Here is a 26374-nt window from a genome sequence, read left to right on the forward strand (position 1 = left end):
TTAACTACTTGTTTAGAAGTATAAGTATTCTGGATAAACTAATTGGTCAAAATAGGGAAACATGGGTGAGGTTAAGGTGCAAAGAAAAGTATCGCTAACAGGAAGTTTAAAATTTAATAACATAAAAGTAGAGGCTCCAGTTACTGTTGCAGCAGGGGCATTAGGGGTAAAAGAAGCGTTGAAGCATACGTTTAAAGAAATGGGTGTAGTGCGCGCTATGGGCACTTTGCTGAAAATGAATCAGGTAGACGGATTTGAATGTCCAAGCTGTGCTTGGCCTGACCCAGAAAAATCCTCGAAGTTTGCAGAATACTGTGAGAATGGCGCAAAAGCACTAGCAGATGAGGCAACAACGAATAAGATTGATGCTTCTTTTTTTGCAAAAAATTCTATAGTAGCGTTATCACAACTTACAGATTATGAATTAAATAAATTTGGCCGACTCACAGAACCGCTATTGTTGGAACCTGGAAGCTTGCATTACCAGCCTATCTCTTGGGAGAATGCATATCAATTAGTGGCAGAAGAACTTGCTGCGATGAAAGATCCTAATGAAGCTATTTTTTATACCTCAGGTCGTTCTAGTAATGAAGCGGCTTTTTTATACGGTATGTTTGCTAGGGCTTTAGGAACTAATAATATGCCAGATTGTTCTAATATGTGCCATGAGTCTAGTGGTGTTGCTTTAGGAGAAACTTTAGGTATTGGTAAGGGGTCTATTAAATTAGAAGATTTGTATGAAGCAGAGGTCGTTATTGTTGCAGGGCAAAACCCAGGAACAAACCATCCTAGAATGCTTTCTGCTTTAGAAAAATGTAAAGCAAATGGTGGTAAAATTATCAGTATAAATCCATTGGAAGAGTCTGGACTTGTTAATTTTAAAAATCCACAACATATAGAAGGGTGGATTGGTAAGCCTATAGATATTGCAGATTTACATTTGCCGGTACGCATTAACCAAGATATTCCTTTACTAAAAGCAATAATCAAAAAATTAGCCGCTTTAGATCAACTTGATGCAGCTGTCTTTGATCATGATTTTATCAATCAATATACAGATGGGTACGAAGCTTTACTTGCAGATATTCAAAATTTTGATCTTGAAGATTTAATACAACAAACCGGAGTTAATGAAAAACTAATAGATGTAGCGGTAGAATTTCTTGCTAAGAAATCTAAAATTGTAGTTTGCTGGGCAATGGGGCTTACCCAACATAAAAATGGGGTAGAAACCATACGAGAATTTATAAATTTATTATTATTGAAAGGGGCAATTGGGAAACCAAATGCAGGTACTTGTCCGGTTCGCGGGCACTCTAATGTGCAAGGTGATAGGAGTGTAGGGATTATGCATTTTGTAGATGAAGGACTTAATCAGCGTATTCAAGAACATTTAGGCTTTACGGCCCCTGATCAACCAGGTTATGATGTGGTTAAAGCAATGAAAGCCATGCATGATGGTAAGGCTAAAGTATTTATGTGTCTTGGTGGTAATTTTTTAATGGCGGCTTCAGATACAACATATACAGCAGAAGCCATTGAAGCTTGTAGTCTAACAGTGCAGGTGAGTACTAAATTAAACAGAAGTCATTTAGTCACAGGTAAAACAGCATTAATTTTACCAACATACGGCCGTTCTGAAAAGGATGTTAAAGATGGGAAAGAACGCTTTATAACGGTTGAAAATAGTATGGGACGTGTGCGCCAATCTAAAGGTGTGCTAAAACCAACTTCGGGGAATTTACAAAGTGAGCCAGATATAATAGCAGGTATTGCGAATGCTTATTTTAAAGGGAATCATGCGGTTGATTGGTTAGCATTAGGAACCGATTATGATTTGATGCGTGAAACTATGGATAAAGTAGTGAAAGGTTTTAGTAATACTAATGAGCAATCTAAGGGCGTGGGGTACTATTTACCTAATAATGTACGTAATTTAGACTTTAGCATGCTTCCTAATGGCAAAGCACAAATTACCCTGAATAAATTACCAGAGCATCAGTTAACATCAGACGAATTTATGTTGATGACCATCCGCTCTCATGATCAATTTAATACCACAATTTATGGTTTAGACGATCGGTACAGAGGAGTGTATAATGAGCGCCGCGTGGTTTTTATGAATGCGGAAGACATGAAAGAAAAAGGTTTACAAAAGCTAGATGTTGTTAACTTAAAAAGTAATTATGACGCTACAGCTCGTATCGCTTTTAATTTTAAAGTTTTGCCGTATGCTATTCCTAAAGGAGATATTGCAGCCTATTATCCAGAAACAAATGTATTGGTGCCTTACAATCATTTTGCAGATAGGAGTTTCACTCCCATTAGTAAATCAGTAGTGGTCACGGTAGAAAAAGTAAAAAAATAAAAAAGGGAGCCAAATGGCTCCCTTTTTTATTTACTATTTTTTGACGATTTATTCAAAAGAAGTAAACTTAAATTTTTGTCCGCCTACAGAGGCATCAGCCATTAATCCTGCTTTTGGTAAAGCAAACACGGCTACACCGTCTTTGTATTTCGCATTAAAAGCAATTCCTGAACGTACTGCTACAGCAGAAGCTTCGGCAGCGAAAGAAAATTTGCCTTCTTTAAAGTCATTCAAAGCTTCTTTAGTTTCAAAAAAGATAACCTCAATAATGGATTGGCCACCTGCTTGAAATCCGATGTTTAATTTTTTAAGATCGGCCATTCCTACTAATCTACCATCCTCATATACCGCACCATTCCCAGAAGCAGCACCAATAATAAATCCGCCTTTACCTACATTAGGGAAAAGAACATATCCTGCAGAATCTTTAAAGAAATCTGCTAAACCATCATCAGCATTAATTAAAAGCCCTTGAGCTTCTTTTGCATCATCAATTATTCTTTGATCTTTTACCGTTTGTGCTTGTCCAGCAAAAACAAAAAGAAGTGAAAAAAGTATACTGTATTTTAAAGTTTTCATTTTCTAAGTTTTTAGTTAACCTATATACGCACAAAGTTAGTTTACTTGCTTTTTCAAGTGTACTAAGTTTTTGTTAAAGATATGCGGGTCTATTGAAAAGCAGAGAGGCCTGTTATATCTGCTCCGGTAATTAAAAGATGAATATCATGGGTGCCTTCATAGGTAATTACGCTCTCTAAATTCATCATATGACGCATAATGCTATATTCTCCTGAGATTCCCATAGCGCCTAAAACTTGTCTAGCTTCTCTAGCAATTTTCAGTGCCATTTCTACATTATTACGTTTTGCCATAGAAATCTGAGCAGTGGTCGCTTTTCCTTCATTTTTAAGTTGCCCTAAGCGTAGTGCCATTAATTGCGCTTTAGTAATTTCGGTAATCATTTCTGCTAATTTTTTCTGTTGTAATTGTGTTGCAGCAATTGGCTTCCCGAACTGTATGCGCTCTTTGGCATACCGCAAGGCGGTATCGTAACAATCCATAGCAGCTCCAATAGCACCCCAAGCTATGCCATATCGGGCAGAATCTAGGCATCCAAGTGGAGCACCTAATCCTGTTTTTCCTAAAAGAATATTCTCTTTAGGAACCTTAACATTATCAAATATGAGTTCGCCAGTAGCACTTGCCCGTAAAGACCATTTATTATGGGTTTCTGGCGTAGAAAACCCTTCCATACCGCGTTCTACAATTAGTCCGTGAATACGTCCTTCTTCATTTTTTGCCCATACGACAGCAATATCCGCGAAGGGGGAATTTGAAATCCAAAGCTTTGCACCGTTTAGGAGGTAATGATCTCCCATATCTTTGTATTTGGTTTCCATGCCACTTGGGTTAGAACCATGATTGGGTTCTGTTAACCCAAAGCAACCCATAAATTCTCCGGAAGCTAATTTTGGTAAATATTTTTTACGTTGTGCTTCATTCCCATAGGCGTAAATAGGATACATTACTAATGAAGATTGTACCGAAGCTGTAGAACGCACACCACTATCGCCGCGTTCTATCTCTTGCATAATAAGGCCGTAACTAATTTGGTCTAATCCTGCGCCACCATATTCTTGCGGAATATAAGGGCCAAAAGCACCAATTTCTGCCAGACCGCCAATAATTTCTTTAGGGAATTCTGCTTTCTGAGCATATTCTTCTATAATAGGAGAAACAGAACGTTTTACCCATTGTCTGGCAGCATCACGAACCAGTTTGTGTTCTTCTGATAAAAGATCATCAATGTTGTAGTAATCAGGAGCTTCAAATAAATCTGGTCGCATAGCTATGGGTTTTTACCAAAGATAATTAAAGATTTATAACATGACAATGCTTAAAAGTTACATTTTTAAATAAAAATCCTTAGTAAGGGCTATGTATTCTTGGGTGTATATATTTCGTTCTAATTCTATGACAAGTTCATTTGGTGTATATGTACATTCTGTAAATGAAAACTCTAATAGACTTCTTTTAATTTCGGTATTTTTTGTTCCTCTAACCTGTGTAATTCTGTTGGGGAATAAATTATTTTGTGCAGCTAAAGCAATAAAATTTTCTTCTTCTTTATAAGGGATAATCGTAGCAAATATCCCTTTGGGAGAAAGTAGTTTGGAAACTCCGGAAACTAACTCATCAAAAGGTAAGGAAGAGTTTTGACGTGCTTGATCACGAGCGTCATCACCACTAGAAACTTCTTCACTATAAAAAGGTGGGTTAGACACTATTACATCATACAACTCTGCTTCCTCAGGGTCTTCCTCGGTATATTCATCTACAAACTCATCAAAACCAGCATGAAAGCAAAATAGGCGATCTCCCCACTCTGAAGCTTCAAAGTTTTCGGTACACTGTTCAAAGGCATCACCGTCAAGTTCTATAGCTTCAATGTTTTCGGCGTAGCTTCGTTGCGCTAGCATTAAGGAGATGACACCAGTTCCTGCGCCAATATCTAGTATACTGTAACTTGTATCCTTTACGGTAGTCCATGCCCCTAAAAGCACCCCGTCTGTGCCTATTTTCATAGCGCATTTATCTTGATTAACGGTAAACTGTTTGAAGCGGAAAGGTTTCATAAAAGGAATTTAATTTCAAAATTAAGACTTATTTGTTGAGCATAAAAAAATCCCTTAACAATTACGCTAAGGGATCTAAAATTATAATACACTAATTTTAGGACATCTGGATGTCTATTGAAGTAGGCTATAAATAAATTCAGGGTTACCTCTTTCGCCTGCCTCATTGGTAAGCGCTAAAAATTTTATTTTATAGTAATTGTCATCCGTATCTCTAAGAACAAAAAATACGTCTTCTTTTAAAGAGGGTAATGTGCTTGGTCCTCCACCATTTCTCCAAGTGCTACCTATTCCACGTTGGTCATTTAAAAAATTAGCAGGATTAATAGCTGTCAATGTAAAATTATCATAGGTCAAAGTACCTTCTGTTGTATCTACGATATATGCGCTAACGTTTGCTTTTATATTGTTCGTCACATAATCAGCATAACCATAAGAACCAAAACCTTCTATAATGTCGGTAAATACAGTAAAGTTTAAATCCCACTTTGTTGCCTCTGGTTCAACGGATACTATCGTTTCTGTGGTAAAACTAAAGTAGGAGAAATTATATGCAGAATCTTTAGTAATGGTAACTTCTTGGTGTGTGGTATCTTCTAAATTGGCGAATTGTAAAATATAATCCGCCCCTGATTTTAAAATTCTTATTTTTTTCCAACCCCTATTATCTCCAGATACATTTGCACTACCCGTAGTGGCAGGCGTAGTGCCTATTTCTTTTCCTAAGTTAAGTAAGTATACTGGGTTATTTTCATCCGTATCTTCTATCGTGGCTATTGCAGTACTGGTAATTTGCCCGTTTGGGTTGTCTATAAAGACGGCGTTTGAAGCCTCATACGTGCCAACGGCAACTTGTGGTTGTAAATTTACTACCTCTTCGGTAGTGCTATTTACGGCATCAATATCCGTCGTAGTTAAAGCAGCTACTGCCATGTAAAGAGCGCCGTTAATAATAACTTGAAATTCTGATCCGGCATAAAAGCCTAAGTCCCAAGAATCTCTCTTTGCGGTAGTGGTAGTTTCTGTACTTAAGTCTATGTAGACTTGGTTAGGTTCATTAGATCCTCCAACCTCTGGGGAAATTGCGGCACCCTCTATGACAATTTCTATAGGAGCTGCTGGAGTATCATCATCAGAGCAACTAGAAAATAGTAATACGGCTAATGCGGCAATAAAAGGAAGTGCATGGTGTTTCATAAGTGTAATTGTTAAAAGTTTAGATTGTATAATAGTTTTAAATAAAAAGACCTACCGTAACCAAGTAAAAGTCCGTTGTTATTCGTAGAATGCGTGCCCCCAGAAGTGGTACTACTGATGGCTACGCTGGTTACATCTAATAAGTTTCTAGCGCCTATGGTTGCTTGAATTTTTTTCTCCAAAAAAGATTTCTTGATGGAAGCATCCATCCAGCTATAGGCATTGGTTTTAGATTTTGAGAAAATAGAATTGCCTTCTTCGTCTGCATCAGAAGCGGTGTAATCATATTGTGCACCGTTGTATTTAAATAGGAGACTAAAAGCGGTGTCCCATTTTTTAGAAATATAGGTGCTGCTTGTATTTATTTGAAAAGAGTATAAGAAATCATTGGAAGCATTTGCTTCGTTTGCTGCTATTCTAGAGATGCCTTGTATGGTGGCTCCAAAATTAAAATTCCACTGTTCTTTTTTCAAGCTGTTATCGGTGGTCAATCCCCAAAGTTTATAAGCATTTATATTGATGTACTCATACTGCAAAGGGGTGCTGTTGATAATGGCAAGATCTATTTTATCATTAATGTCTATATAACTTGCTTTTAGCGTGCTTGTCACTATTCCATTAGGTATTGTAGCTGTTTTTTTTAGGTTGATAAAGGCGGTGTATCCTTTTTCTGGATTTAAATTTTCATTCCCCTGCACATCATGGTTAGAATCTACAAAATAGTAATAGAGTTCTTGAAAGTTTGGTGTGCGGTATGAGGTGCCTATATTTCCTCTTAGCTCAACGCCATTTTTTAATTGTTGCCTAAGACTCAGGGAAGCTAAAAGTTTCGTGTTAAATTTTGAATTGTACTCGTATCTAAATCCAGGTCTTGCAGATAAGGCATCTGTTATTTTCCATTCAGAAGAGGTAAATAGTGCAAAGTTGCTTTGGGTGTATTCTTTGTCTTCTTGAGTGACGTCGCCAGAGGCTTGCGTATCAAATCCTTTATTATATCGTGCTTCATAGCCTAATTGAAAATTATAAAGATCGTTCTGAAGAAGATTATTTATAGTTCCTTTAGAGAACAATACTTTGCTAGATTGATAGGTCTCGTTTGTCACATCACTTTTTTGCTGCGTGACGATGTAATAGTTAAATTGATTTAAGTCTCTTTTCTGTTCTTGATACGAAAGAGAAGCATCATACCTAGCACCAGAATTAAAAGTTCCATTAATGCTTAAATTATTTACAAGCCTATTTGTTTTGAAGATTTTGTCTGTAGAGGAGGGGTTGCTTGTTTGGTTTTCAACATTTATATTGGACCGTACCGTTTCATCATAATAGTTCAAAATCTCATTAAAGTATTCGAACTTATAAAGTAGCGTAAATTTATCTCCTTTGTAATTAAGAAATGCATTGGTATTGTATTGTGTTTTAGGAAGCCATTCATAGCCTCTTAAGCCATCATTTTGATAATAACTCTGCCCTTGTTTGTTATCAAAAAAACCAGCAAAGTCATTTCTATTAAAACCTATCCGTGCGTATAGTTGATCACTTAAGTTATGTGATATGTTTAGACCCTGAATATGTCTTCCTTTATCAAACCAAGCATATTCATTACTTACTGTTTCTTCCTGCGTAAGAAATTGGATCTTCCAAGGTTCCTCGGAAGATTTTTTGGTAATAATATTGATAACTCCAGAAACCGCATTGGCTCCATATTCTACCCCCATGGCACCTTCTACAATTTCTATTCGTTCAATATCATCAAGATTTATTTGGGTGAGATCTATGTTGTTTCCCATTCCACTATCACTTACTAAAGGAATGTTGTCTATTAGTATATTAAAATACTGACCATCTAGGCCAAAGAAAGAAATGGTAGATTTTCCAGTCTGCGAACTTGGTAAAATGGTAAGGTTTAAATTAAAGTTTAGAACGTCTGCAAGGGTATTAGCTGCTTGGTTTTCTATTTGTGTTTTAGTAATGACAATTACATTATTTATAGCTTTATTTATCGTCGTTGGGTTGTATTGTCCTGTAATGACAACCTCGTTTAAGGTTTCTATATGCGTAGTATCAGTCGCTGTAGTTTGAGAAAAAAGAAATCCGGTCAAAACTAGGGTAAAAAAAAGGCAGTAATAATTTTTATTTAGACTCATTCTTGATTAGATTTGTGGCAAATATAATATCTTATTTTAATTGAGTCTAAATAAGGTTAATGTTTTTTAAAAGAAATCAATTTAAATTTTAATGAAATGAAAAAATCTATCTCTTTTGTCTTATTAAGTTTCGTCTTTGCTGGGGTGTTACATGCTCAGTCTAAAAAAAAACAAGACCAGAAGGCTATCAAAAGTATGTGTGGGTGTTATGAAGTGGCTTTTAATTTTGCAGAAACCTTTGAATATTCAAACGATTCTACCTATGTGCCTTCGAAGACAAAACATGATAAAGGCTTAGAATGGGTTCAGTTAGTAGAAGATTCTGATGATAAGATTATGTTACAACATTTGCTTATCGTGGGTTCTCCAGAGCAACCTTATATTGTAAAACACTGGAGACAAGATTGGGAATATCAGAACACTAATTTGTATGAGTTTGATCATGATAATAAATGGAAATTTATTAGTTTGCCAAAAAAGGTAGTAGAAGGGCAGTGGTCTCAAAAAGTATTTCAAGTAGATGATAGTCCGCGGTATGAAGGTACGGCAACCTGGATTCATGCAGACGGTAAAAGCTATTGGGAAAATACAACAGATGCACCCTTACCTAGAAGAGAATATACAACACGTAGTGACTATAATGTAACGACCAGAACAAACAGACAGGAAATTGTTGCTCAAGGTTGGATTCATGACCAAGATAATAATAAAGTAATTCGTGAGGAGGGTAAAGAAGATGTCTTATTAGCGCAAGAGAAAGGACATAATGATTATGTTAAAGTAGCTGATAGTAACTGTAAAGCGGCACAGGAGTACTGGGCGAGTCATGAAGCGAAGTGGCAAATAGTGCGTTTAAAATGGGATGAGGTTTTTGCACGAAATAAAGATTTGTCTTTAGAAGAAAAAGTGGACAATAAAGTGTTATTTAAATATTTGTTTGACGACGAAAATTATAACTCAGCAGAACAAATAAATCCAGTTATAGAATCATTTGTAAAATAAAATAAAGATGAAAAAACAATTACTACTAAGTTTAGTGCTTTTAGTTGGACTTCAATTAAGTGCGCAAGAGAATGTTTTTCTAGAGCGAGATTTTTGGAATAGTAAGCCTACTGTTGAAAGTATCGATTTAAAAATTAAAGAAGGGAATGATATTACAGCAAAAACATCAAATAATTTTGATGCTGTTGTGTATGCTATTTTACAAGAAAATGATAACGCTGTTATCAAATACGTGCAGTCTAAAGACGGCAATGATGTAAATAAACTAACTCATGATGGTAGAACTTATATGTTCTGGGCAGCTTATAAAGGCAATACAGAAATTATGGAGTATCTAATCGCTAAAGGGGCAAAAACTACCATTACCGATGATAAAGGAAGTACCATTTTAAATTTTGCAGCAGCATCAGGACAGCAAAATACGAAGGTGTATGATATTTGTTTGGCTAATGGAGCAGATCTAAAAAAAGACCTTAATCCTCACGGTGCAAATGCATTATTACTTTCAGCAGCAAATGATCCAGAATTTAAGTTAATGGATTATTTTACGAGTAAAGGTTTGGCGCTAACTAGTGTAGATCGTGATGGTAATGACGCTTTTAATTATGTGGCTAAAACAGGCGATATAGCCCATTTAAAAAAATTACATCAGAAAGGTATAAAAGGAAACGATATTGCTTTTATTTTTGCGACCCAAGCGGGGCGTAACGCTAAAGCTAAGCCATTGAGTTTTTACAAGTTTTTAGAATCCTTAGATTTAAACCCTAAAGTCATAGATTCTGAAGGTAATACGCCTTTGCATAATCTTGCATCTTACGAACAGAACAAGGAGGTGCTAGACTATTTTATGGCAAAAGGGCTGGCTATGAACCTAGAGGATGCTGATGGGAATACAGCCTTTTTAAATGCTGCAGGGAGAAATAAATTGGAGGTTATATCTTATTTGTTGCCTATGGTGGACGATGTAAATCACGTAAATAAAAAAGGGGAATCTGCATTAGCAATTGCAGTTGCATACAATTCTCCTGAGGTTGTTTCTTATTTACTTAAAAATAAAGCAGCTATATCTAGTATTGATAAGGACGGAAATACCTTGGCGTATTACCTTTTAAAAGCTCATAAGAAACCAGATTTTGAAGAAAAATTAAAGGTGTTGAAAGCGGCAGGTTTTGATCTTGCTAAAACACAAGAAAATGGAAATACCTTGTTTCATATAGCTTTGGAATATGATGATATTGCTCTGTTAAAACGTATAAATGAATATGGTATTGATGTAAACGCGAAAAACAAAGAAGGTATAGCTCCTTTGCATTTAGCAGCTATGAAGGCTAAAGATGATACGGTTTTAAAATATTTATTAAGTATAGGAGCAAAGAAAGCTGCGGTAACAGATTTTGATGAATCTGTCTATGATTTAGCTGCTGAGAACGAATTGTTACAAGAAAATAATATATCAATTGAATTTTTAAAATAATATGAAAAACGTATTTAAAATAACGGGAGCGGCATTTGTAATGCTAGTAGTCTTTTCCATTTATTCTTTTAGTGCTAAACCTGCTGCCACAAAATACAAGTGTATGATGCAGATGGTAAATTATACAGGTGAAGGCGCTTATGTGGTAGTATCATTAATTAACCCAAAAGGAGATTATGAGAAGACGCTTTATGTGCAGGGAGATGATAGTGAATGGTACCATGACCTAACGGAATGGTGGAAATTTTACGGAAAAAAACGCTCTGGGATAGACGCGATTACTGGAGCTACTATAGCAGGTGGAGGACGAATTGTAAGTGTTATTGAAATTGAGGATTCAAAAATAAATAGTGGTTATAGTATTCGGTTTGAAACTGCTGTAGAAGATCAAGAATACTATACAAAAGATGTGCAGTTTGAATTGACAACGGCATCTGTAAAAAGTAAAGTAGAAGGCACGGGTTTTTTACGTTATGTGCGTTTATTGCCTAATTAAATAGTTTCTATGACAATTTCGATCTGGAGATATAGCCACCTTACCTTGGCTATATCTTCTTTTGTTTTTATATTATTAGCATCGGTTACCGGAATTATACTGGCATTTGAACCTATCTTGGAGCAAATACAGCCTTATAAAATGGCCGACCTTGATACTCTCTCTCTTTCAGAAACCATCACCGTATTTAAGGATACCTATCCAGAAGTTATAGCACTAGAGGTAGATGCGAATGAGTTTGTGTTGGCAAGTGTTATTACAGAGGAAGGCGAATCTTTGTCGGGTTATTTTAATCCCCAAACAGCAGTTTTCTTAGGAGAAAAGCCCGAGGCTTCAACCTTTTTTCAATTTGTAACCAATTTGCATCGTTCCCTTTTTTTGAAAAGTACAGGGCGATTTTTAGTAGGTTTCTGTTCTTTTTTATTATTCTTAATTTCTATTTCAGGAGCTGTTCTGGTGCTGCAAAGGCAACGTGGATTTAAAAAGTTCTTTGCTAAAATAGTAAACGAAAATTTCTCTCAATACTGGCATGTGGTTTTAGGAAGGTGGTCTTTAATACCCATTATAATCATTACCGTTACAGGGGTTTATTTGTCTTTAGAAAAGTTTGATGTATTCCCGAATATTAAGAGTTCTCATGAAGTAGCTTATGAGACTATTGCTGCTACGCCAGTGGTATTAATAAATAATTTTCCTGCTCTTCAAGAGGTTAAGCTTTCTGAACTCAGCTCCGTAGAATTTCCTTTTTCTGACGATGTAGAAGATTATTATACCGTAGAATTAGAAGATAGAGCGCTTCTTGTTAATCAGTTTACTGGAGAAATTCTTAGCGAGGTTCAGAGTCCGCTTACCAGCGTATTGTCACGCCTTAGTATTCAATTGCATACCGGTAAAGGCAGTATTGTATGGTCCTTAATTTTGGCGGTCGCTACTATTAATATTTTGTTTTTTATCTATTCAGGATTTGTCATGACTTTTAAAAGAAGACAATCACGGATTAAAAATAAATTCACTAAAAATTCTAGTACGTTTGTAATCTTGGTAGGTTCTGAAAATGGAAGCACTTTGGTTTTTGCTAATGCGCTAAAAGAACAGCTTATGGCATCTGGTCATAGTGTGTTTTTATCGGAACTTAATGCGTATGCAACGTATAAAAATGTGGAGCATGTAATTGTCATGACTTCTACGTATGGAGAAGGAGAAGCGCCTGTAAATGCTACTAATTTTTTAAACCTATTAAACACAGTTCCGCAAGATAAGAGTTATAGTTTTTCTGTAGTTGGTTTTGGATCTTTAGCATATCCTGAGTTCTGTAAATTTGCATTTGATATTGATGTGAGTTTACAACAACAAGGAAAACAGCAGTTGTTACCTGTATGTACTATCAATGACAAATCTTTTAGCAGTTTTGAACAATGGGTAGGGCTGTGGTCTAAAGCAGTAGGATTAACAATTGTAGTTCCTTCCAGTAGTCTAGATGTAAAACCGAAACATTTAAAAGAATTTAAAGTTATTTCTGTTACCGCCTCAAAGGATAATCCTGATGATACTTTCAAAATTGTTTTAAAGCCAAATAAGAGGCTACAATTTACGTCGGGTGATTTGTTAGCTATTTACCCTAAAAACGATTACCATGAGCGTTTGTATTCTATAGGGAAGCTTCATGGTGCGCTTCATTTAAGTGTGAAACTCCATGCTCAAGGTTTAGGATCTGGTTATTTAAATGCTTTGAAAAAGGATGCTATTTTTTCTGCTCGAATTATAGAAAACAAAAATTTTCATTTCCCTAAAAAATCAAGTCGTGTGGTCTTGATTGGTAATGGTACGGGGGTACTCCCATTTCTAGGAATGTTGGATCAGAACACAAAAAATATTCCAACGTATTTGTATTGTGGCTTACGCAACCAGCAATCCTATGCCTTATATGAGAACGAGTTGAATGCTAGTTTGGCTAATGGACATTTAGCAAAACTACATCTAGCGCTCTCGCAAGAACAAGGAAAGGTATATGTTCAGGATCTTTTGTTGCGTGATGTTGTATTTATTTTTGAAACCTTATCGATGGGTGGAACCCTTATGATATGTGGGTCTTTAGCCATGTATCAAGGAGTACAAAGTGTTTTAAGGCAATTGTGTGAAGCTAATAAAACTGATTTTGAATCGTTTAGGCACTTAATTAAATCAGATTGCTATTAATTCTTATTATTCTGAAAATAATAGGGAATACATTTTTTATTTAGAATGATTCTACATAATTTAGTTATTTAGAATGTATATAAATAAAAACGACCCCATGAACGATATCGATACTATTTATTATAATGATTTTGGAATAGCTTTTCAATGGAAGAAAAACCTAGGAAAGGATTTCAAAAAAGTACAGTTAGTATTTAAAGATACTGGAATGTATTTGACTCCGAATGAACTGGTGTGTTTTTCTTCAAAAGTAAATGACACTTTAGATGATTTGTGTGTTTGCTATGATTGTCAGAATAAGGAAAACTGCAGATCTTACTTATTGCAAACACCTTTAGGACAATTGAGTTTTGCGATGACGTATCCTGAATTAGAGAAAATCAAGGATTTAATCAGTGGCACAATTTTTCAATTGCGATTGGATAATTTCTTGGAAAATGAGGCTATAGATCTAAGCTAAGCAAATAGTTATTTAGCGTAACGGATTATTCTAAATACAAGTCAACCAAACCAATGGGTGTGGTTACGTGAATTGTTTTATTTTCACGGTCTACTTTAGTAATAATTTCATCATTGATAGGTATCAACAATTGTTTACCATCTTTTAAAGCTTCGAAAAGTGCTTGAGAAGTACTGTCGTTGATACTTTCAATGATTCCGATGTCACCATGAACACTGTCTAAAAGGGTAAAACCAATGACTTCATGGAAATAAAATTTGTCACCCGTAAGTTTTGGTAACATGGTCAAAGGAAGGTAAATTTCTGAGCCCATGACGCGGTCTGCATCAGATTCGTCAGCTATTTCTTCAAAACGAACACGTAGAAGTGTCGATTTATGAAGTCTAGATTTTTTAATAAAAAATGGAACCAGGTTATTTCCTAAAGAAATAAACACTGATTCCAAGTTTTCGTATTCTTCGGGTTCGTCGGTATCTAATTTAATAAGTACCTCGCCCTTAAAGCTATATTTTGAAACGATTTTACCTAAGTAGAAACAATCTGACTTTTGCATATCGTTTGTAAATAATTACTCTTTTGTTTCTGTATCAGCAGCAGGAGCTTCTTCTGTTGCAGCTTCAGCAACAACCTCTTCAGGTAATGCAGCAGCGGCAGCTTCAGCAGCACGTTTTTCGTTAACTACTTTTTCAGCTTCTAAAGCTTTAGCTCTAGCTTCTGCTTTCGCTTTGTCTAAACCATCTAATTTAGTTCCAACGATTTTTCCTTTTTCTTCTAACCAAGTATTGAATTTTTCTTCAGCTTGCTCTTCAGTTAAAGCACCTTTACGAACACCACCTAATAAATGGTGCTTCATTAAAATACCTTTGTATGATAATAAACGCTTTGCAGTTTCAGTAGGTTGTGCACCATTCTGTAACCAAGTTACTGCGTTATCAATGTTAATATCAATTGTTGCAGGGTTTGTGTTAGGATTGTAGATACCTAATTTTTCTAAGAATTTACCATCTCTTTTAGCTCTTGCATCTGCTGCAACTACCCAATAGAATGGTTTTCCTTTTTTACCGTGTCTTTGTAATCTAATTTTTACTGGCATATCACATTAATTTGTAGGGTGCCCGACCCTTGATTATTAATTCTTTAGTTTGCTTATACTTAAGCGGGTGCAAATATACCTTTTTTTGGTAAATGTGCAATAGTTTTTTTTGATTTTGAATTTTGTTGCACTACGTTAATAACTCTTCTTTATTTAAGGTCTACAAAACGCCTCTTTTTTGTATTTTTACAAACTGCTTTTTTAGAAAGAAAAACTCCTATTTATGTACCTAATTTTTGACACTGAAACTACTGGATTACCGAAACGTTGGGATGTTCCTTTTACGGACACCGATAATTGGCCTCGATGTATACAGATTGCTTGGCAGTTGCATGATGACATGGGGAACCTTATAGAACATCAAGATTATTTGGTGCAACCAGACGGGTTTAATATCCCTTATGATGCAGAACAAATCCATGGTATTTCTACTGCATTAGCGGAGCAAAAAGGGGTGCCTCTTGCTGTAGTTTTAGAGAAATTTAATGAAGCCATGGCAAAGACAAAGTTCGTTGTTGGGCAGAATGTTGGGTTTGATTTAAATATTATGGGAGCGGAGTTTCATAGAATGGGGGTAGAAAACCCATTACAAGAACTTCCTGTTTTAGATACGTGTACAGAGCATACCGCAACATTATGCCAGATTCCTGGTGGGCGTGGGGGTAAATTTAAGCTTCCTACATTAACAGAATTACATCACTATCTATTCGGGGTTGGCTTTGGAGAAGCGCATAATGCAACAGCCGATGTTGAGGCAACTACGCGTTGTTTCTTAGAACTTGTTCGTAAACAGCAATACACGATTGAGAAATTAGATGTTCAGCCAGATTATTTTAAGAATTTCTCGGAGGCCAACCCTCAAGAAATCCAATTAATTGGTTTAAAACATATCAACCTTAAAAAAGCATCTAAAAAAATAGCAGATGCACTTTGGGATAAAGATACAGGTGGTGTTTCTCAAGAAGAAATAAAAGAAAACTTAGCAACCTTAGAAACTGCTAATTTCTCACACCTTCATAACCATACGCAATTTTCAATATTGCAATCTACAATTAGTATTCCTGCCTTAATTTCGGCAGCAGCTAAAGCAAAAATGCCTGCTGTAGCAATGACAGATCATGCCAATATGATGGGGGCATTCCATTTTGTAAGTGGTGTTATCAATCATAATAAAGGGGTGGTTTCTCGTAATGAAGAAAACCTTATCCGTTTTGAAGCTACTAAAAATGGCACTTTAAAAGAAGGAGAAGAGGCTTTAGAAGAATTACCAGAACCAGAAATAGAAATTACGCCAATCATCGGTTGTGAGTTTCAGGTTTGTGAGGATCATACCAATAAGTCTCAGAAAGATAATGGCTATCAAATAGTCATGCTTGCAAAAACTAAAAAAGGGTATTTAAATTTGGCAAAAATGTCCTCTATCGCCTTTGTGAGCGGTAAGTATTATGTGCCTAGAATTGATAGAAAAGTAGTTGAGCAATACAAAGAAGATATTATTGTTTTAACTGGGAATTTATATGGAGAGGTGCCAAGTAAGGTGTTAAATGTGGGAGAGAACCAAGCGGAGGAAGCTTTACTTTGGTGGAAAGAAACTTTTGGTGCGGACTTGTATATAGAGATTATGCGTCACGGTCAAGAAGATGAAGATCGTGCAAATCAGGTGTTGATCCAGTTTGCAAAGAAACATGATGTAAAATTGTTAGCAACCAACAATACCTATTATGTAGATAAAGAAAACGCACATGCGCATGATATTCTTTTATGTGTAAAAGATGGTGAAAAACAAGCGACGCCAATAGGTCGTGGTCGTGGCTATAGATACGGATTACCGAACCAAGAATACTACTTTAAGTCTTCAGACCAGATGAAGGAGCTATTCAAGGACATTCCTGAGGCGATCATTAATATTCAGGAAGTTGTTGATAAGGTGGAGACCTTTACATTGGCACGTGATGTATTATTGCCTGCTTTTGATATTCCTGAAGAATTTCAGTTTGCAGAAGATAAATTGGATAAAGGCAAACGTGGGGAAAACAAGTTCCTACGTCACATTACCTATGAAGGTGCTAAGAAAAGATATGGTGAAATAACACCCGCAATTGATGAGCGATTAGATTTTGAGCTTAAAGTAATTGAGAAAACGGGATATCCAGGGTATTTCTTAATTGTAGAAGATTTTATAAGGGCCGCAAGAGCAATGGATGTTTCCGTAGGCCCTGGTCGTGGATCTGCAGCAGGATCTGCTGTTGCGTACTGTTTGTGGATTACAAATTTAGATCCTATTAAGTACGATTTACTTTTTGAGCGTTTCCTAAATCCGGATCGTGTAAGTATGCCCGATATTGATATTGACTTTGATGATGAAGGTCGGGGCCGTGTAATGGATTATGTAATTAATAAGTACGGGGCAAACCAAGTGGCTCAGATTATTACGTATGGTACCATGGCGGCCAAATCTGCGATTCGAGATACGGCTCGTGCTTTAGATTTGCCGTTGCAAGATTCAGATCGCATGGCGAAGCTGATACCTGATATGTCTAAGCTGAAAAAGATTATAGGGGTTGATGAAAAAATCTTAAAGTCAAAATTTAGGGCAGAAGATTTAATCAAGATAAATGAGCTTTTAGCGATTTCTGAAGGCGATGGTCTTGAAGCAGAAACCTTAAACCAAGCTTATATTCTCGAAGGATCTGTTCGTAATACAGGTATACATGCCTGTGGAGTTATTATTACTCCTGATGATATTACAAAGTTCGTTCCCGTGGCACTTGCCAAGGATTCCGAAATGTACTGTACTCAGTTTGATAACTCGGTCGTAGAAGATGCCGGTCTACTAAAAATGGATTTCTTGGGGTTAAAGACGCTAACCTTAATTAAAGATACCGTAAAAATTGTAAAAGCAAAACACGGAGTTACATTAGACCCAGAGAATTTTCCCTTAGATGATGTAAAAACATACGAGCTCTTTCAGCGAGGAGAGACTGTTGGGGTGTTTCAATATGAATCTCCAGGTATGCAGAAACACATGAGGGCATTAAAACCCACCGTTTTTGCAGATTTAATTGCCATGAACGCCTTGTATCGTCCTGGCCCAATGGAATACATACCAAGTTTTATTGCGCGTAAACACGGTACCGAAGAAATTGTATATGACCTTGATGCTAACGAAGAATACTTAGCGGAAACTTATGGTATTACCGTATACCAAGAGCAAGTGATGTTGTTATCGCAGAAGTTGGCGGACTTTACAAAAGGTGAAGCCGATGTCTTGCGTAAGGCAATGGGTAAAAAACAAAAGTATGTTCTTGATAAAATGAAGCCTAAGTTCATTGAACAGGCTTCGGCAAAAGGGCATGCAGCAGATAAGTTAGAAAAGATTTGGAAGGATTGGGAAGCATTTGCAGCCTATGCCTTTAATAAATCCCACTCTACTTGCTACGCTTGGATAGCCTACCAAACTGCTTATTGCAAAGCGCATTACCCTGCAGAATATATGGCTGCCGTTCTATCTAATAATATGAATGATATTAAGCAGGTAACCTTCTTTATGGAGGAATGTAAGCGTATGGGGTTAGATGTGCTTGGGCCAGATGTAAACGAATCTTATTACAAATTTGCAGTAAATGATGCCGGAGCTGTCCGTTTTGGGATGGGTGCGGTTAAAGGTGTAGGGCGTGGTGCTGTAGAAACCATAGTTGAACATAGAAAAGATGAAGAAGGCCCTTTTAAATCTGTTTTTGATTTCGCAAAGCGAATAGATTTACGCGCCGCCAATAAAAAAGCATTTGAAAGTTTAGCCGTTGCTGGCGGATTCGATTCTTTTGGAGATACACACAGAGCACAATACTTTCATGCCGAGGGAGATGGTGTTACTTTTTTAGAAAAAACCATAAAATACGGTGCCAAATTCCAAGAAAGCGAAAATTCTAGTCAAGTAAGTCTTTTTGGCGAAGCTAGTGATGTACAGATACCAGAGCCCGAAGTGCCACCTTGCGAAGAATGGGGTACCATGGAAAAACTACGTCGTGAAAAAGAAGTGGTGGGTATTTATATTTCAGGGCATCCTTTAGATGATTTTAAGTCAGAAGTAAAATCTTTCTGCAATGCTAGTCTTTCTAATTTAAATGATTTGGAAAGTATTGTAAATAGGGAAGTTTCGTTTGCTGGGGTAATTGCAGATGTGCAACATCGAGTTTCTAAGAATGGAAAAGGTTGGGCAATGTTTACCATGGAAGATTATACAGATACTTTTGAGTTTAGAATATTTGGAGAAGAGTATTTAAAATTTCGCCATTTCTTAATGATTAACTCTTTTGCTTACGTAAAATTATTTATTAGAGAAGGATGGGTCAATAGGGATACCGGTAAAAAAGGAGATCCGCGTATGCAATTCAACAGTTTTATGTTATTGCAAGAGGTGATGGAGACGTATGCGAAAAAACTGACGATCAATTTAAATATAGATTTATTAAAAGAAGAAACAATTCGCGAGCTTAAGCAAACTATAGATGCCCATAGAGGAGAACATTCTTTGAATTTTATGGTGTATGAAATGCAAGAAGAGATTAAGGTGAGTCTGGTGAGTAGAAAACAAAAGGTGCAGATTTCTAGTGAATTGCTGTTGCATCTTGAAAAACAGGATATTTTATTTAAATTAAATTAATAAAGTTTATCGATAGGGCAATAGCTAAAACGAATGTAACGTTAGTAAGGAAAAAGAATAATATTTGACTAAATTTGCATAACAATAAAAAGAAACAAAATGGCATTAGAAATAACAGACGCAACTTTTGACGAAGTAGTCTTAAAAAGTGATAAACCAGTAGTAGTTGATTTTTGGGCAGCATGGTGTGGACCATGTAGAATGGTAGGTCCAATCATTGACGAAGTAAGTACTGAATATGATGGTAAAGCTGTAGTTGGTAAAGTAGATGTTGATGCGAATCAAGAATTTGCGGCTAAATACGGTGTACGTAACATCCCTACAGTATTGGTTTTTAAAAATGGTGAAATTGTAAGTAGACAAGTAGGAGTTTCTCCTAAGAAAGTGTACACAGATGCAATTGATGCTGCATTATAGTAGATAATATAATGTCCATTATTGGGCATAAAGAATAAAAAATCCTGCTCATAGCAGGATTTTTTTTTGCCTATACGTAAGTATATTTTAGCTAGCTAAACTGTTTTAATTATCTTTAGTGGTATGAATGTACAATCTGAATTACATAAATCTTTATTGTTTCAAAATCTTGAGCTTTTAGCCAATCAAGTGGTAGAAGGGTTTATTAGTGGAATTCATAAAAGTCCGTTTCATGGCTTCTCTGCGGAATTTGCAGAGCATAAAATTTATAATAACGGGGAAAGTACAAAGCATATTGATTGGAAGTTATTCGCGAAAACAGATAAATTATATACCAAGCGCTACGAAGAAGAGACCAATCTGCGTTGCCATATGGTGTTAGATAACTCAGCCTCTATGTTTTACCCTAAAGTTAAAAATTTGGCACTAGATAATCTTAATAAAATTGGTTTTAGTGTTTTGGCTATTGCGGCATTGATGGCTATTTTAAAGAAGCAAAGAGACGCTGTTGGTTTAAGTGTGTATTCGGACCAGTACGAGTATTACGCTTCGGAAAAAGGCAGTGAGCGGCACCATCAGATGTTATTGGCGAAGCTAAATGAGATTAGCGCTACTTCAGCTCCGGAGAACAGGACAGAAACCTATACCTATTTGCATCTGATTGCAGAAAAAATGAAGCGTAGGAGTTTAATTTTTCTATTTACAGATATGTTTCAGAGCGAAACAGAAGATGAGAAATTGTTTGATGCTTTGCGTCATTTAAAATATAATAAACATGAAGTAGTTTTATTTCATGTGCTAGATGCAGAACATGAAGTCGATTTTAATTTTGACAATACCCCTAAACGTTTTATTGATGTAGAGACAGGGGAAAAAATAGACCTCTATGCAGATACAGTTAAAGAAGGCTACCAGAGAAGCGTTAATTTGTATAAAGAAGATTTAAAACTGAAATGCGCACAGTATAAAATTAAATATATTCCGGTTGATGTAAGGGAGGATTTTTCTAAAATATTAAATACCTACATGACCGAGCGACAAAAATTTCTATAATCAAAATGGATACTCCGTTGTTTTTAGCAGATCGTCATGCGCTCCCTCAGGTTTTAGCGTTAAAACAAAAGATAGAAAGGCTTTCTGAAAAGGGATATGCTTTTGGACATCAAGACACCACATCTTATGGCGTAGGGTGGAGGCATGATCAGGATAAATATACTAGTGATGTTTTTAAAGTGGTTGGAGATTTTCCTTTGGTCTATGGTTTTGATATTGGCCAAATAGAGCATCAAAAAGATAAAAATTTAGATAATGTGCCTTTTAATGATATGCGTGCTTTAATACAAAAAGCGCATGCTGATGGCGGAATTATTACGATAAGTTGGCATGCAGATAATCCAGTTTCTAAAGGAGATAGTTGGGAAGTGACTCCTGCAGTACAACATATTTTAAAAGGAGGAAGTCATTTCAGAATTTATAAAGAGTGGTTAAAAAGAGTAGCCAATTTTTTGTTGAGTCTAAAAGATAAAAACGGAGTATTAATCCCAGTAGCCTTTCGTCCGTTTCATGAAATGAATGGCGCTTGGTTTTGGTGGGGCAATCCACATTGCAGTTCAGCGGCTTATAAAGCTTTATGGGGGCAGACGTTATTAATATTGACAGATGAGTTTGGAGTTCATAACTTATTGTATGTATACGCTCCTAATTTGGTTTTTACAGAAGCAGAATATCTTATGAATTATCCTGGAGATCATGGTGTAGATATGTTGGGGTTAGATTTGTATCAGCATGGAACAGCTAAAGCATTTAAAAAAATATTGAAAACAAATGTTGAGGTGTTAAAAGCGATAGCTGAAAATTTAAATAAACCTTATGCGTTAACCGAAATTGGCTTAGATAAGCTTAATGAAGCACAATGGTGGAGTGAAATTTTGGACCATACTGTGGTGGGAACAGGTATAGCTTGGGTGTTATTATGGAGAAATGACTCCGAAAAACATTTTTTTGTGCCGTATCCTGATCAATTAAGTGCTAGAGATTTTAAGATATTTAGCCAAATGCCCCATATTTTGTTTTTAAGTGATAAAAAAGTTTAAAATTTAATTTCTTGTAAGTGTCTGATAATTAAGTTCAATGAAATTTTTTGTAATTTATTTTAAAATAAAGTGAATTTTTTAGTCAAAAAAGTTTGCATAATTAAATATGCGGCGTATATTTGCAACCGCTAAAAGCAACGGTTCGGTAGTTCAGTTGGTTAGAATACCTGCCTGTCACGCAGGGGGTCGCGGGTTCGAGTCCCGTCCGGACCGCCAACAAATCCTCAACGAAAGTTGAGGATTTTTTTTTGTTTTATAGTTATGTGATTCGGCTGAGATTTTAACAAGTTTAGCTCTAATACTAATTGTTAATAGCAAAAATTTTTAACCTAGTTGATACCTCAAATTTTTAAAAGGGAATATTTTATTCTGCTTTTGGAAGTGTAAAATAAAAAATGGTGCCCACATTGATGGTGCTTTCTGGGATCAAGGAATATTCTTGGGGAGTGAGATAAATTAGGCATATAATTTTGTTAGTCTAAACAAGAAAAACTTAACATCTCTTACGCCTCTAAACATCGTCCTGAACTCTTTAATTTTAGCATTAAAGGATTCCGCGGAAGCATTGGTGCTCCTGTTATTAAAATAGTTCAAAATTGGTTTGTAATGCATTTGTATAGACCTTGCAATGGTGTTGAACGACTTAAAATTTGAGTTTTCTACTTCGTTATACCACTGTGCCAATTTTAGTCTTGCTACATCCTTATTCGTATTATTTTCATAGATATAGCTTAATGCTTGGGCCAACTTATAGGCTTTTTCAATAGTTGGGTAAAGTCGAAACAATATTTCCGCTCTTTCTATTTGTCCTGCAGTCCATTTGGTCTTTGGTTTAAATAATACATATCGACTTCTGGCCAGCAACTGTCTATGGGTATCTCCGTTAGCGAGAATTTCTGGTCTATGTGTTTTTTCTGTTTTTCGAGCTTCTTCAATGGCTTTGTTTTCTATTTCTATAACTTCCCATCTTAATCGGATACGTTCTTCTTGGACTGCTTCTGAGGCTAATTTTTGAACATGGAATCTATCGGTCACGATCTCTGTTCTGGGGAAACATTTTTTAGCGATCAAATTCATATTTCCAGCCATATCGACAGTAACTTCTTTGACTATATTTCGTCTTTCCACAGGGATTTTATTAAGCACACTGATGACGTCATCCGCTTTGGTTCCCTTGACAATGGCCACTATGCTACCTTTCTTTCCGTTAGCGCCTTTATTGGTTAGAATCGTGTAGAGTTCACCGTTGGACAAAGAGGTTTCATCTAAACTTAAATAGTAACCTAAATTTTTTCCAAAGAGCAACCACTTTTGTGAATGTTCCTTTTGGGGCCAATCCTTGAAGTCGCTAAGATGGTTTTTGTAGTGATACTGTAGGGCTTTGCCATTAATTTTATAATAGTCGCCAAACCGTTTAGCGCTTACGGCATGATTGTCAAGCGATACCTTTTAAAAAAGAGGCAAATTCGCTGGTTATCCGAGTGCCTTTAGCTATTAAACCCCAATCTCTTTTTATAATTTTTCCCGTATCCATAAGAGTCCAGCGCCTACGCTTTATATGGAGCAGTACCGATTTACCTCTTAGAGGGAAGTCCTCAACTGTTATCTCCGGTAAGAAGCCTTTGGAATGGGCTAATTCTGTTTGGTGCTCTTTGGGTAGCACGTTCTTTTCTTCTAAGTAAAAATGAACCTTACCTTCTGATGATTGATGGCTTACAATTTCAAAGTAATCCAATACGCCTTCCGGCAACAAATACCGCACTAATTCTATATCCAAAATCTAAACACTTTTTTGTCAAAGATAAAGTTTCTCCCCAAGTTTTACGTTTGACCCGCTTTCTGCCCAAATGCTTCCATTATTTTTTTCTATCATTTCTTTACATAATACAAGTCCTAAGCCTGTTCCTTTTTCATTATTTGTGCCGTAGGTAGAAAATGTCTCTTTGGTGCTGAAAATCTTATGTAAAGCCTCTTCAGTTAGTCCTACGCCGGTATCTTTTATGTAGAACTCCCAGTGATTTTGTTTGTCTGTGGCGCCAAATGTAATTTTCCCATGCTCTGGCGTAAATTTTAAGGCATTACTCGTTAAGTTTCGAATCACGATACTGATTTGGTTTTTCCCAGACCAAGTCAATGTACTTTCGGTAACGTTGTTTTCAAATGAAATCGATTTTTTTTCTGCCATTTTTGATAATAGCGCATTATTTTGATTGACTAAATCGCTTATGTTCGTATGCTCTGGCTCCGTAATAATGTCATTCATTTGAGTTTGACCCCAGGAGAGCAAATTATTTAACGTAAAAGCAATACTATCTATGCTCTCTCCCATAGTAGGGGCGAGTTCAATAAATTCTGCATCGTTAATTTGCTTGTTGGTAAACAAATCAAACATAGATTTGAAAGAATTTATAGGACCTCGTAAATCATGAGCGATTATGGCAAATAATTTTGTTTTTGTGTGATTAGAGTTCACTAAATGTTTTTCCTTATCTTGAAGTTGCCTTGTCTTTACCGTTAACTTTTTATTTAAAATATTTTGAGTCCTGTTGTTTCTTTTTAGAATATAAATAATGATAGAAAAAGTGATGATGATTAAAAGTGCTCCATAAAAATACAAACGTTGTTTTGCCGCTTCTTTTTCATTTTCTAGGATATAGCGCTCTTTTTCTTGATCAAAGGCAAGATTGGATTTTAAGATATTCAATTCTTTTTGATTGTTCTTTTTATTTATGGTGTCAGAAATGGCTTTAAACGCTTCTAAATACCCAAGTGCTGCCGCAGCTTGGTTCGTTTCTTTTTTTAATTCATAGAGTGTATTTAGAATATCATCGCGCTCATCTAGCAAATTTAATTCGTCACTCAAGGCTAATGCTTTTAAACCGTAGACTTCGGTATGATCATAATCCTTGAGCTTCAAATAAGTTTCTGCCATACCGCTGTATAATGATATTTTATACCTTTTCTGTTCAATATTCTCATGTATTTTTTCACTCTTTTTGTACCAAAGTAAGGCTTCAGAAGCATTCTCCTGTTTGTAAAAAATAGTAGCTTTTAGTTCATAGGCATAGGTGATCCAATCTTGTAATTCTAATTTTTCTAAAATGGGTAGCCCTGCGTCTACCTTTTCTGTAGCTTTATCTAATTTGTTATAACCAATATAGCTCGAGGCCATGTTAATTTGGGTGACTGCAGTTAATCTTTCATTACCCGTCTTTTTATTATACTCCATCGCTTTGCTCAGAAAATAGATGCATTCCTCATAGTCATTCTGTAGGCTGTATATAACGGAGATGTTTATATTTAAAATAGCTAAGGAATCATTGTCCTTATTTTGTGTCGCAATTTCTATAGCACTTAAATATTCTTGAAGCGCTTTGGTGTATTCTTCCTTATAAATATATGCTGTAGCCAGACTACTTTTAGAGAGTAAGATCACATCAATGTACGTATTTGCCTCAGCAATATTTTTTGCTTTACTGTAGTTTTCTATTGCAAGTTCTTTTTCACCTGTTTCAGAATAATAATTACCTAAGATAATATGCCCTTTCGCCTCTCCTATGGTAAAGTTAATTGCTTTACTAAGTTCAATAGTTTCATTTGCTAGAAAATTTAAACTATCTAAATTGTAAAAACCATATGCCTTGCCGTAGGTATACAACGAATTGATATAAAGGGTGTCTTTTTGGTAGTCAGGTCTTAATTTGAAAGATTCTATTTTTTGATATAGACTGTCTTTTATGGTTTTTTGACCATAAGCGGTATATAGGTTAAAAAATAGAACAAAGCATAGAGCAAGAACACTATCCCGTATTTTTATAGGTTTTATTTTTAGCATAAAAGTAGGTCTTTAGGCGAGTTGGGCTCACATTAAAGGACAAAGGTATCATAGGCTTTATTAGTATCTAAAGACTTGTAGCTCAATGATACGTAACAAACGTTGAGTGCACTATTAGTATCGATGGACAAGCTGATTTTTTGATGCTTTCATCGATGACGGCATCAAGTATGGATGTTTTTGTGTCTGATTATTAGGTGCTTATGTTTTTTTTGCGGTCATGTTTAAAGTAAAGGTGTTTTTAGGTTTTACCTATGAGCTATGTAAGTACTAGAGAACTAGAACGCCCATTGTAGGATG

The 26374-nt window shown here is 35.9% G+C and carries 20 protein-coding genes and 1 tRNA gene; 11 read left to right on the forward strand and 10 right to left on the reverse strand.

Annotated elements, in window-relative coordinates; all coding sequences use genetic code 11:
- Positions 1-61: 61 nt before the first annotated feature.
- Positions 62-2368 (forward strand): FdhF/YdeP family oxidoreductase, encoded by a 2307-nt coding sequence (locus CELAL_RS09460; protein WP_013550687.1) that lies wholly within the window; start codon positions 62-64, stop codon positions 2366-2368.
- A 48-nt stretch (positions 2369-2416) separates the two neighbouring features.
- On the opposite strand, the gene CELAL_RS09465 is transcribed toward CELAL_RS09460, so the two are convergent.
- The 5 genes from CELAL_RS09465 to CELAL_RS09485 form a co-directional block, all read right to left on the reverse strand.
- Entirely contained in the window at positions 2417-2947 is a 531-nt protein-coding gene (locus CELAL_RS09465) for a lipid-binding SYLF domain-containing protein (RefSeq protein WP_013550688.1), read from the reverse strand.
- 89 nt (positions 2948-3036) lie between these two features.
- The gene (locus CELAL_RS09470) at positions 3037-4215 is read right to left on the reverse strand and encodes an acyl-CoA dehydrogenase family protein (RefSeq protein WP_013550689.1); all 1179 of its coding nucleotides are present in this window, start codon (positions 4213-4215) and stop codon (positions 3037-3039) included.
- A gap of 57 nt (positions 4216-4272) precedes the next feature.
- Complete coding sequence (locus CELAL_RS09475; protein WP_013550690.1) at positions 4273-5004, reverse strand: tRNA1(Val) (adenine(37)-N6)-methyltransferase; 732 nt, start codon at positions 5002-5004, stop codon at positions 4273-4275.
- Between the two features lie 114 nt (positions 5005-5118).
- Complete coding sequence (locus tag CELAL_RS09480) at positions 5119-6201, reverse strand: HmuY family protein (RefSeq protein WP_013550691.1); 1083 nt, start codon at positions 6199-6201, stop codon at positions 5119-5121.
- A gap of 11 nt (positions 6202-6212) precedes the next feature.
- Positions 6213-8345, reverse strand: a complete 2133-nt coding sequence (locus CELAL_RS09485; protein WP_013550692.1) for a TonB-dependent receptor plug domain-containing protein — start codon at positions 8343-8345, stop codon at positions 6213-6215.
- Positions 8346-8441: 96 nt separating this feature from the next.
- On the opposite strand from CELAL_RS09485, the gene CELAL_RS09490 reads away from it, so the two are divergent.
- The 5 genes from CELAL_RS09490 (at position 8442) to CELAL_RS09510 (ending at position 13973) form a co-directional block, all read left to right on the forward strand.
- Positions 8442-9347 carry a DUF6607 family protein gene (locus CELAL_RS09490; protein WP_013550693.1) on the forward strand — a complete coding sequence of 302 codons (906 nt, stop codon included), beginning with the start codon at positions 8442-8444 and terminating at the stop codon, positions 9345-9347.
- Positions 9348-9354: 7 nt separating this feature from the next.
- Positions 9355-10821, forward strand: a complete 1467-nt coding sequence (locus CELAL_RS09495; protein ID WP_013550694.1) for an ankyrin repeat domain-containing protein — start codon at positions 9355-9357, stop codon at positions 10819-10821.
- 1 nt (position 10822) lies between these two features.
- Positions 10823-11317 carry a DUF2271 domain-containing protein gene (locus CELAL_RS09500; protein ID WP_013550695.1) on the forward strand — a complete coding sequence of 165 codons (495 nt, stop codon included), beginning with the start codon at positions 10823-10825 and terminating at the stop codon, positions 11315-11317.
- Positions 11318-11326: 9 nt separating this feature from the next.
- A complete protein-coding gene (locus CELAL_RS09505; protein ID WP_013550696.1) occupies positions 11327-13513 on the forward strand; it encodes a PepSY domain-containing protein in 2187 nt (728 codons plus the stop codon).
- Positions 13514-13610: 97 nt separating this feature from the next.
- Positions 13611-13973, forward strand: coding sequence for a hypothetical protein (locus CELAL_RS09510; protein ID WP_013550697.1), 363 nt, complete (start codon positions 13611-13613; stop codon positions 13971-13973).
- A gap of 25 nt (positions 13974-13998) precedes the next feature.
- Here CELAL_RS09510 and rimM read toward each other — a convergent pair whose 3' ends face one another.
- Complete coding sequence (gene rimM / locus CELAL_RS09515) at positions 13999-14526, reverse strand: ribosome maturation factor RimM (protein WP_013550698.1); 528 nt, start codon at positions 14524-14526, stop codon at positions 13999-14001.
- A gap of 15 nt (positions 14527-14541) precedes the next feature.
- Positions 14542-15066 carry a 30S ribosomal protein S16 gene (locus tag CELAL_RS09520; protein ID WP_013550699.1) on the reverse strand — a complete coding sequence of 175 codons (525 nt, stop codon included), beginning with the start codon at positions 15064-15066 and terminating at the stop codon, positions 14542-14544.
- Between the two features lie 223 nt (positions 15067-15289).
- On the opposite strand from CELAL_RS09520, the gene dnaE reads away from it, so the two are divergent.
- The 5 genes from dnaE (at position 15290) to CELAL_RS09545 (ending at position 22455) form a co-directional block, all read left to right on the forward strand.
- A complete protein-coding gene (gene dnaE / locus CELAL_RS09525; RefSeq protein WP_013550700.1) occupies positions 15290-19729 on the forward strand; it encodes a DNA polymerase III subunit alpha in 4440 nt (1479 codons plus the stop codon).
- Between the two features lie 99 nt (positions 19730-19828).
- On the forward strand, positions 19829-20146 hold the full coding sequence (gene trxA, locus CELAL_RS09530; protein WP_013550701.1) for a thioredoxin: 318 nt from the start codon (positions 19829-19831) through the stop codon (positions 20144-20146).
- Between the two features lie 123 nt (positions 20147-20269).
- On the forward strand, positions 20270-21199 hold the full coding sequence (locus CELAL_RS09535; protein ID WP_013550702.1) for a DUF58 domain-containing protein: 930 nt from the start codon (positions 20270-20272) through the stop codon (positions 21197-21199).
- Positions 21200-21204: 5 nt separating this feature from the next.
- On the forward strand, positions 21205-22239 hold the full coding sequence (locus CELAL_RS09540) for a glycoside hydrolase family 26 protein (protein WP_013550703.1): 1035 nt from the start codon (positions 21205-21207) through the stop codon (positions 22237-22239).
- Positions 22240-22378: 139 nt separating this feature from the next.
- Positions 22379-22455: transfer RNA gene (locus CELAL_RS09545), tRNA-Asp, on the forward strand.
- Positions 22456-22695: 240 nt separating this feature from the next.
- Here the strand turns inward: CELAL_RS09545 and CELAL_RS09550 are convergent.
- The 3 genes from CELAL_RS09550 to CELAL_RS09560 are packed head-to-tail and all read right to left on the reverse strand — an operon-like array spanning position 22696 to position 26074.
- Entirely contained in the window at positions 22696-23631 is a 936-nt protein-coding gene (locus tag CELAL_RS09550; RefSeq protein WP_041557501.1) for an ISAon1 family transposase, read from the reverse strand.
- A 43-nt stretch (positions 23632-23674) separates the two neighbouring features.
- Positions 23675-24016, reverse strand: a complete 342-nt coding sequence (locus CELAL_RS09555) for an ISAon1 family transposase N-terminal region protein (protein WP_013548878.1) — start codon at positions 24014-24016, stop codon at positions 23675-23677.
- Positions 24017-24034: 18 nt separating this feature from the next.
- Positions 24035-26074: an ATP-binding protein gene (locus CELAL_RS09560; RefSeq protein WP_013550704.1), complete on the reverse strand. Its 2040-nt coding sequence runs from the start codon at positions 26072-26074 to the stop codon at positions 24035-24037.
- Positions 26075-26374 lie beyond the last annotated feature (300 nt).

It is taken from the genome of Cellulophaga algicola DSM 14237, from assembly GCF_000186265.1.
Classification (GTDB): Bacteria; Bacteroidota; Bacteroidia; order Flavobacteriales; family Flavobacteriaceae; genus Cellulophaga; species Cellulophaga algicola.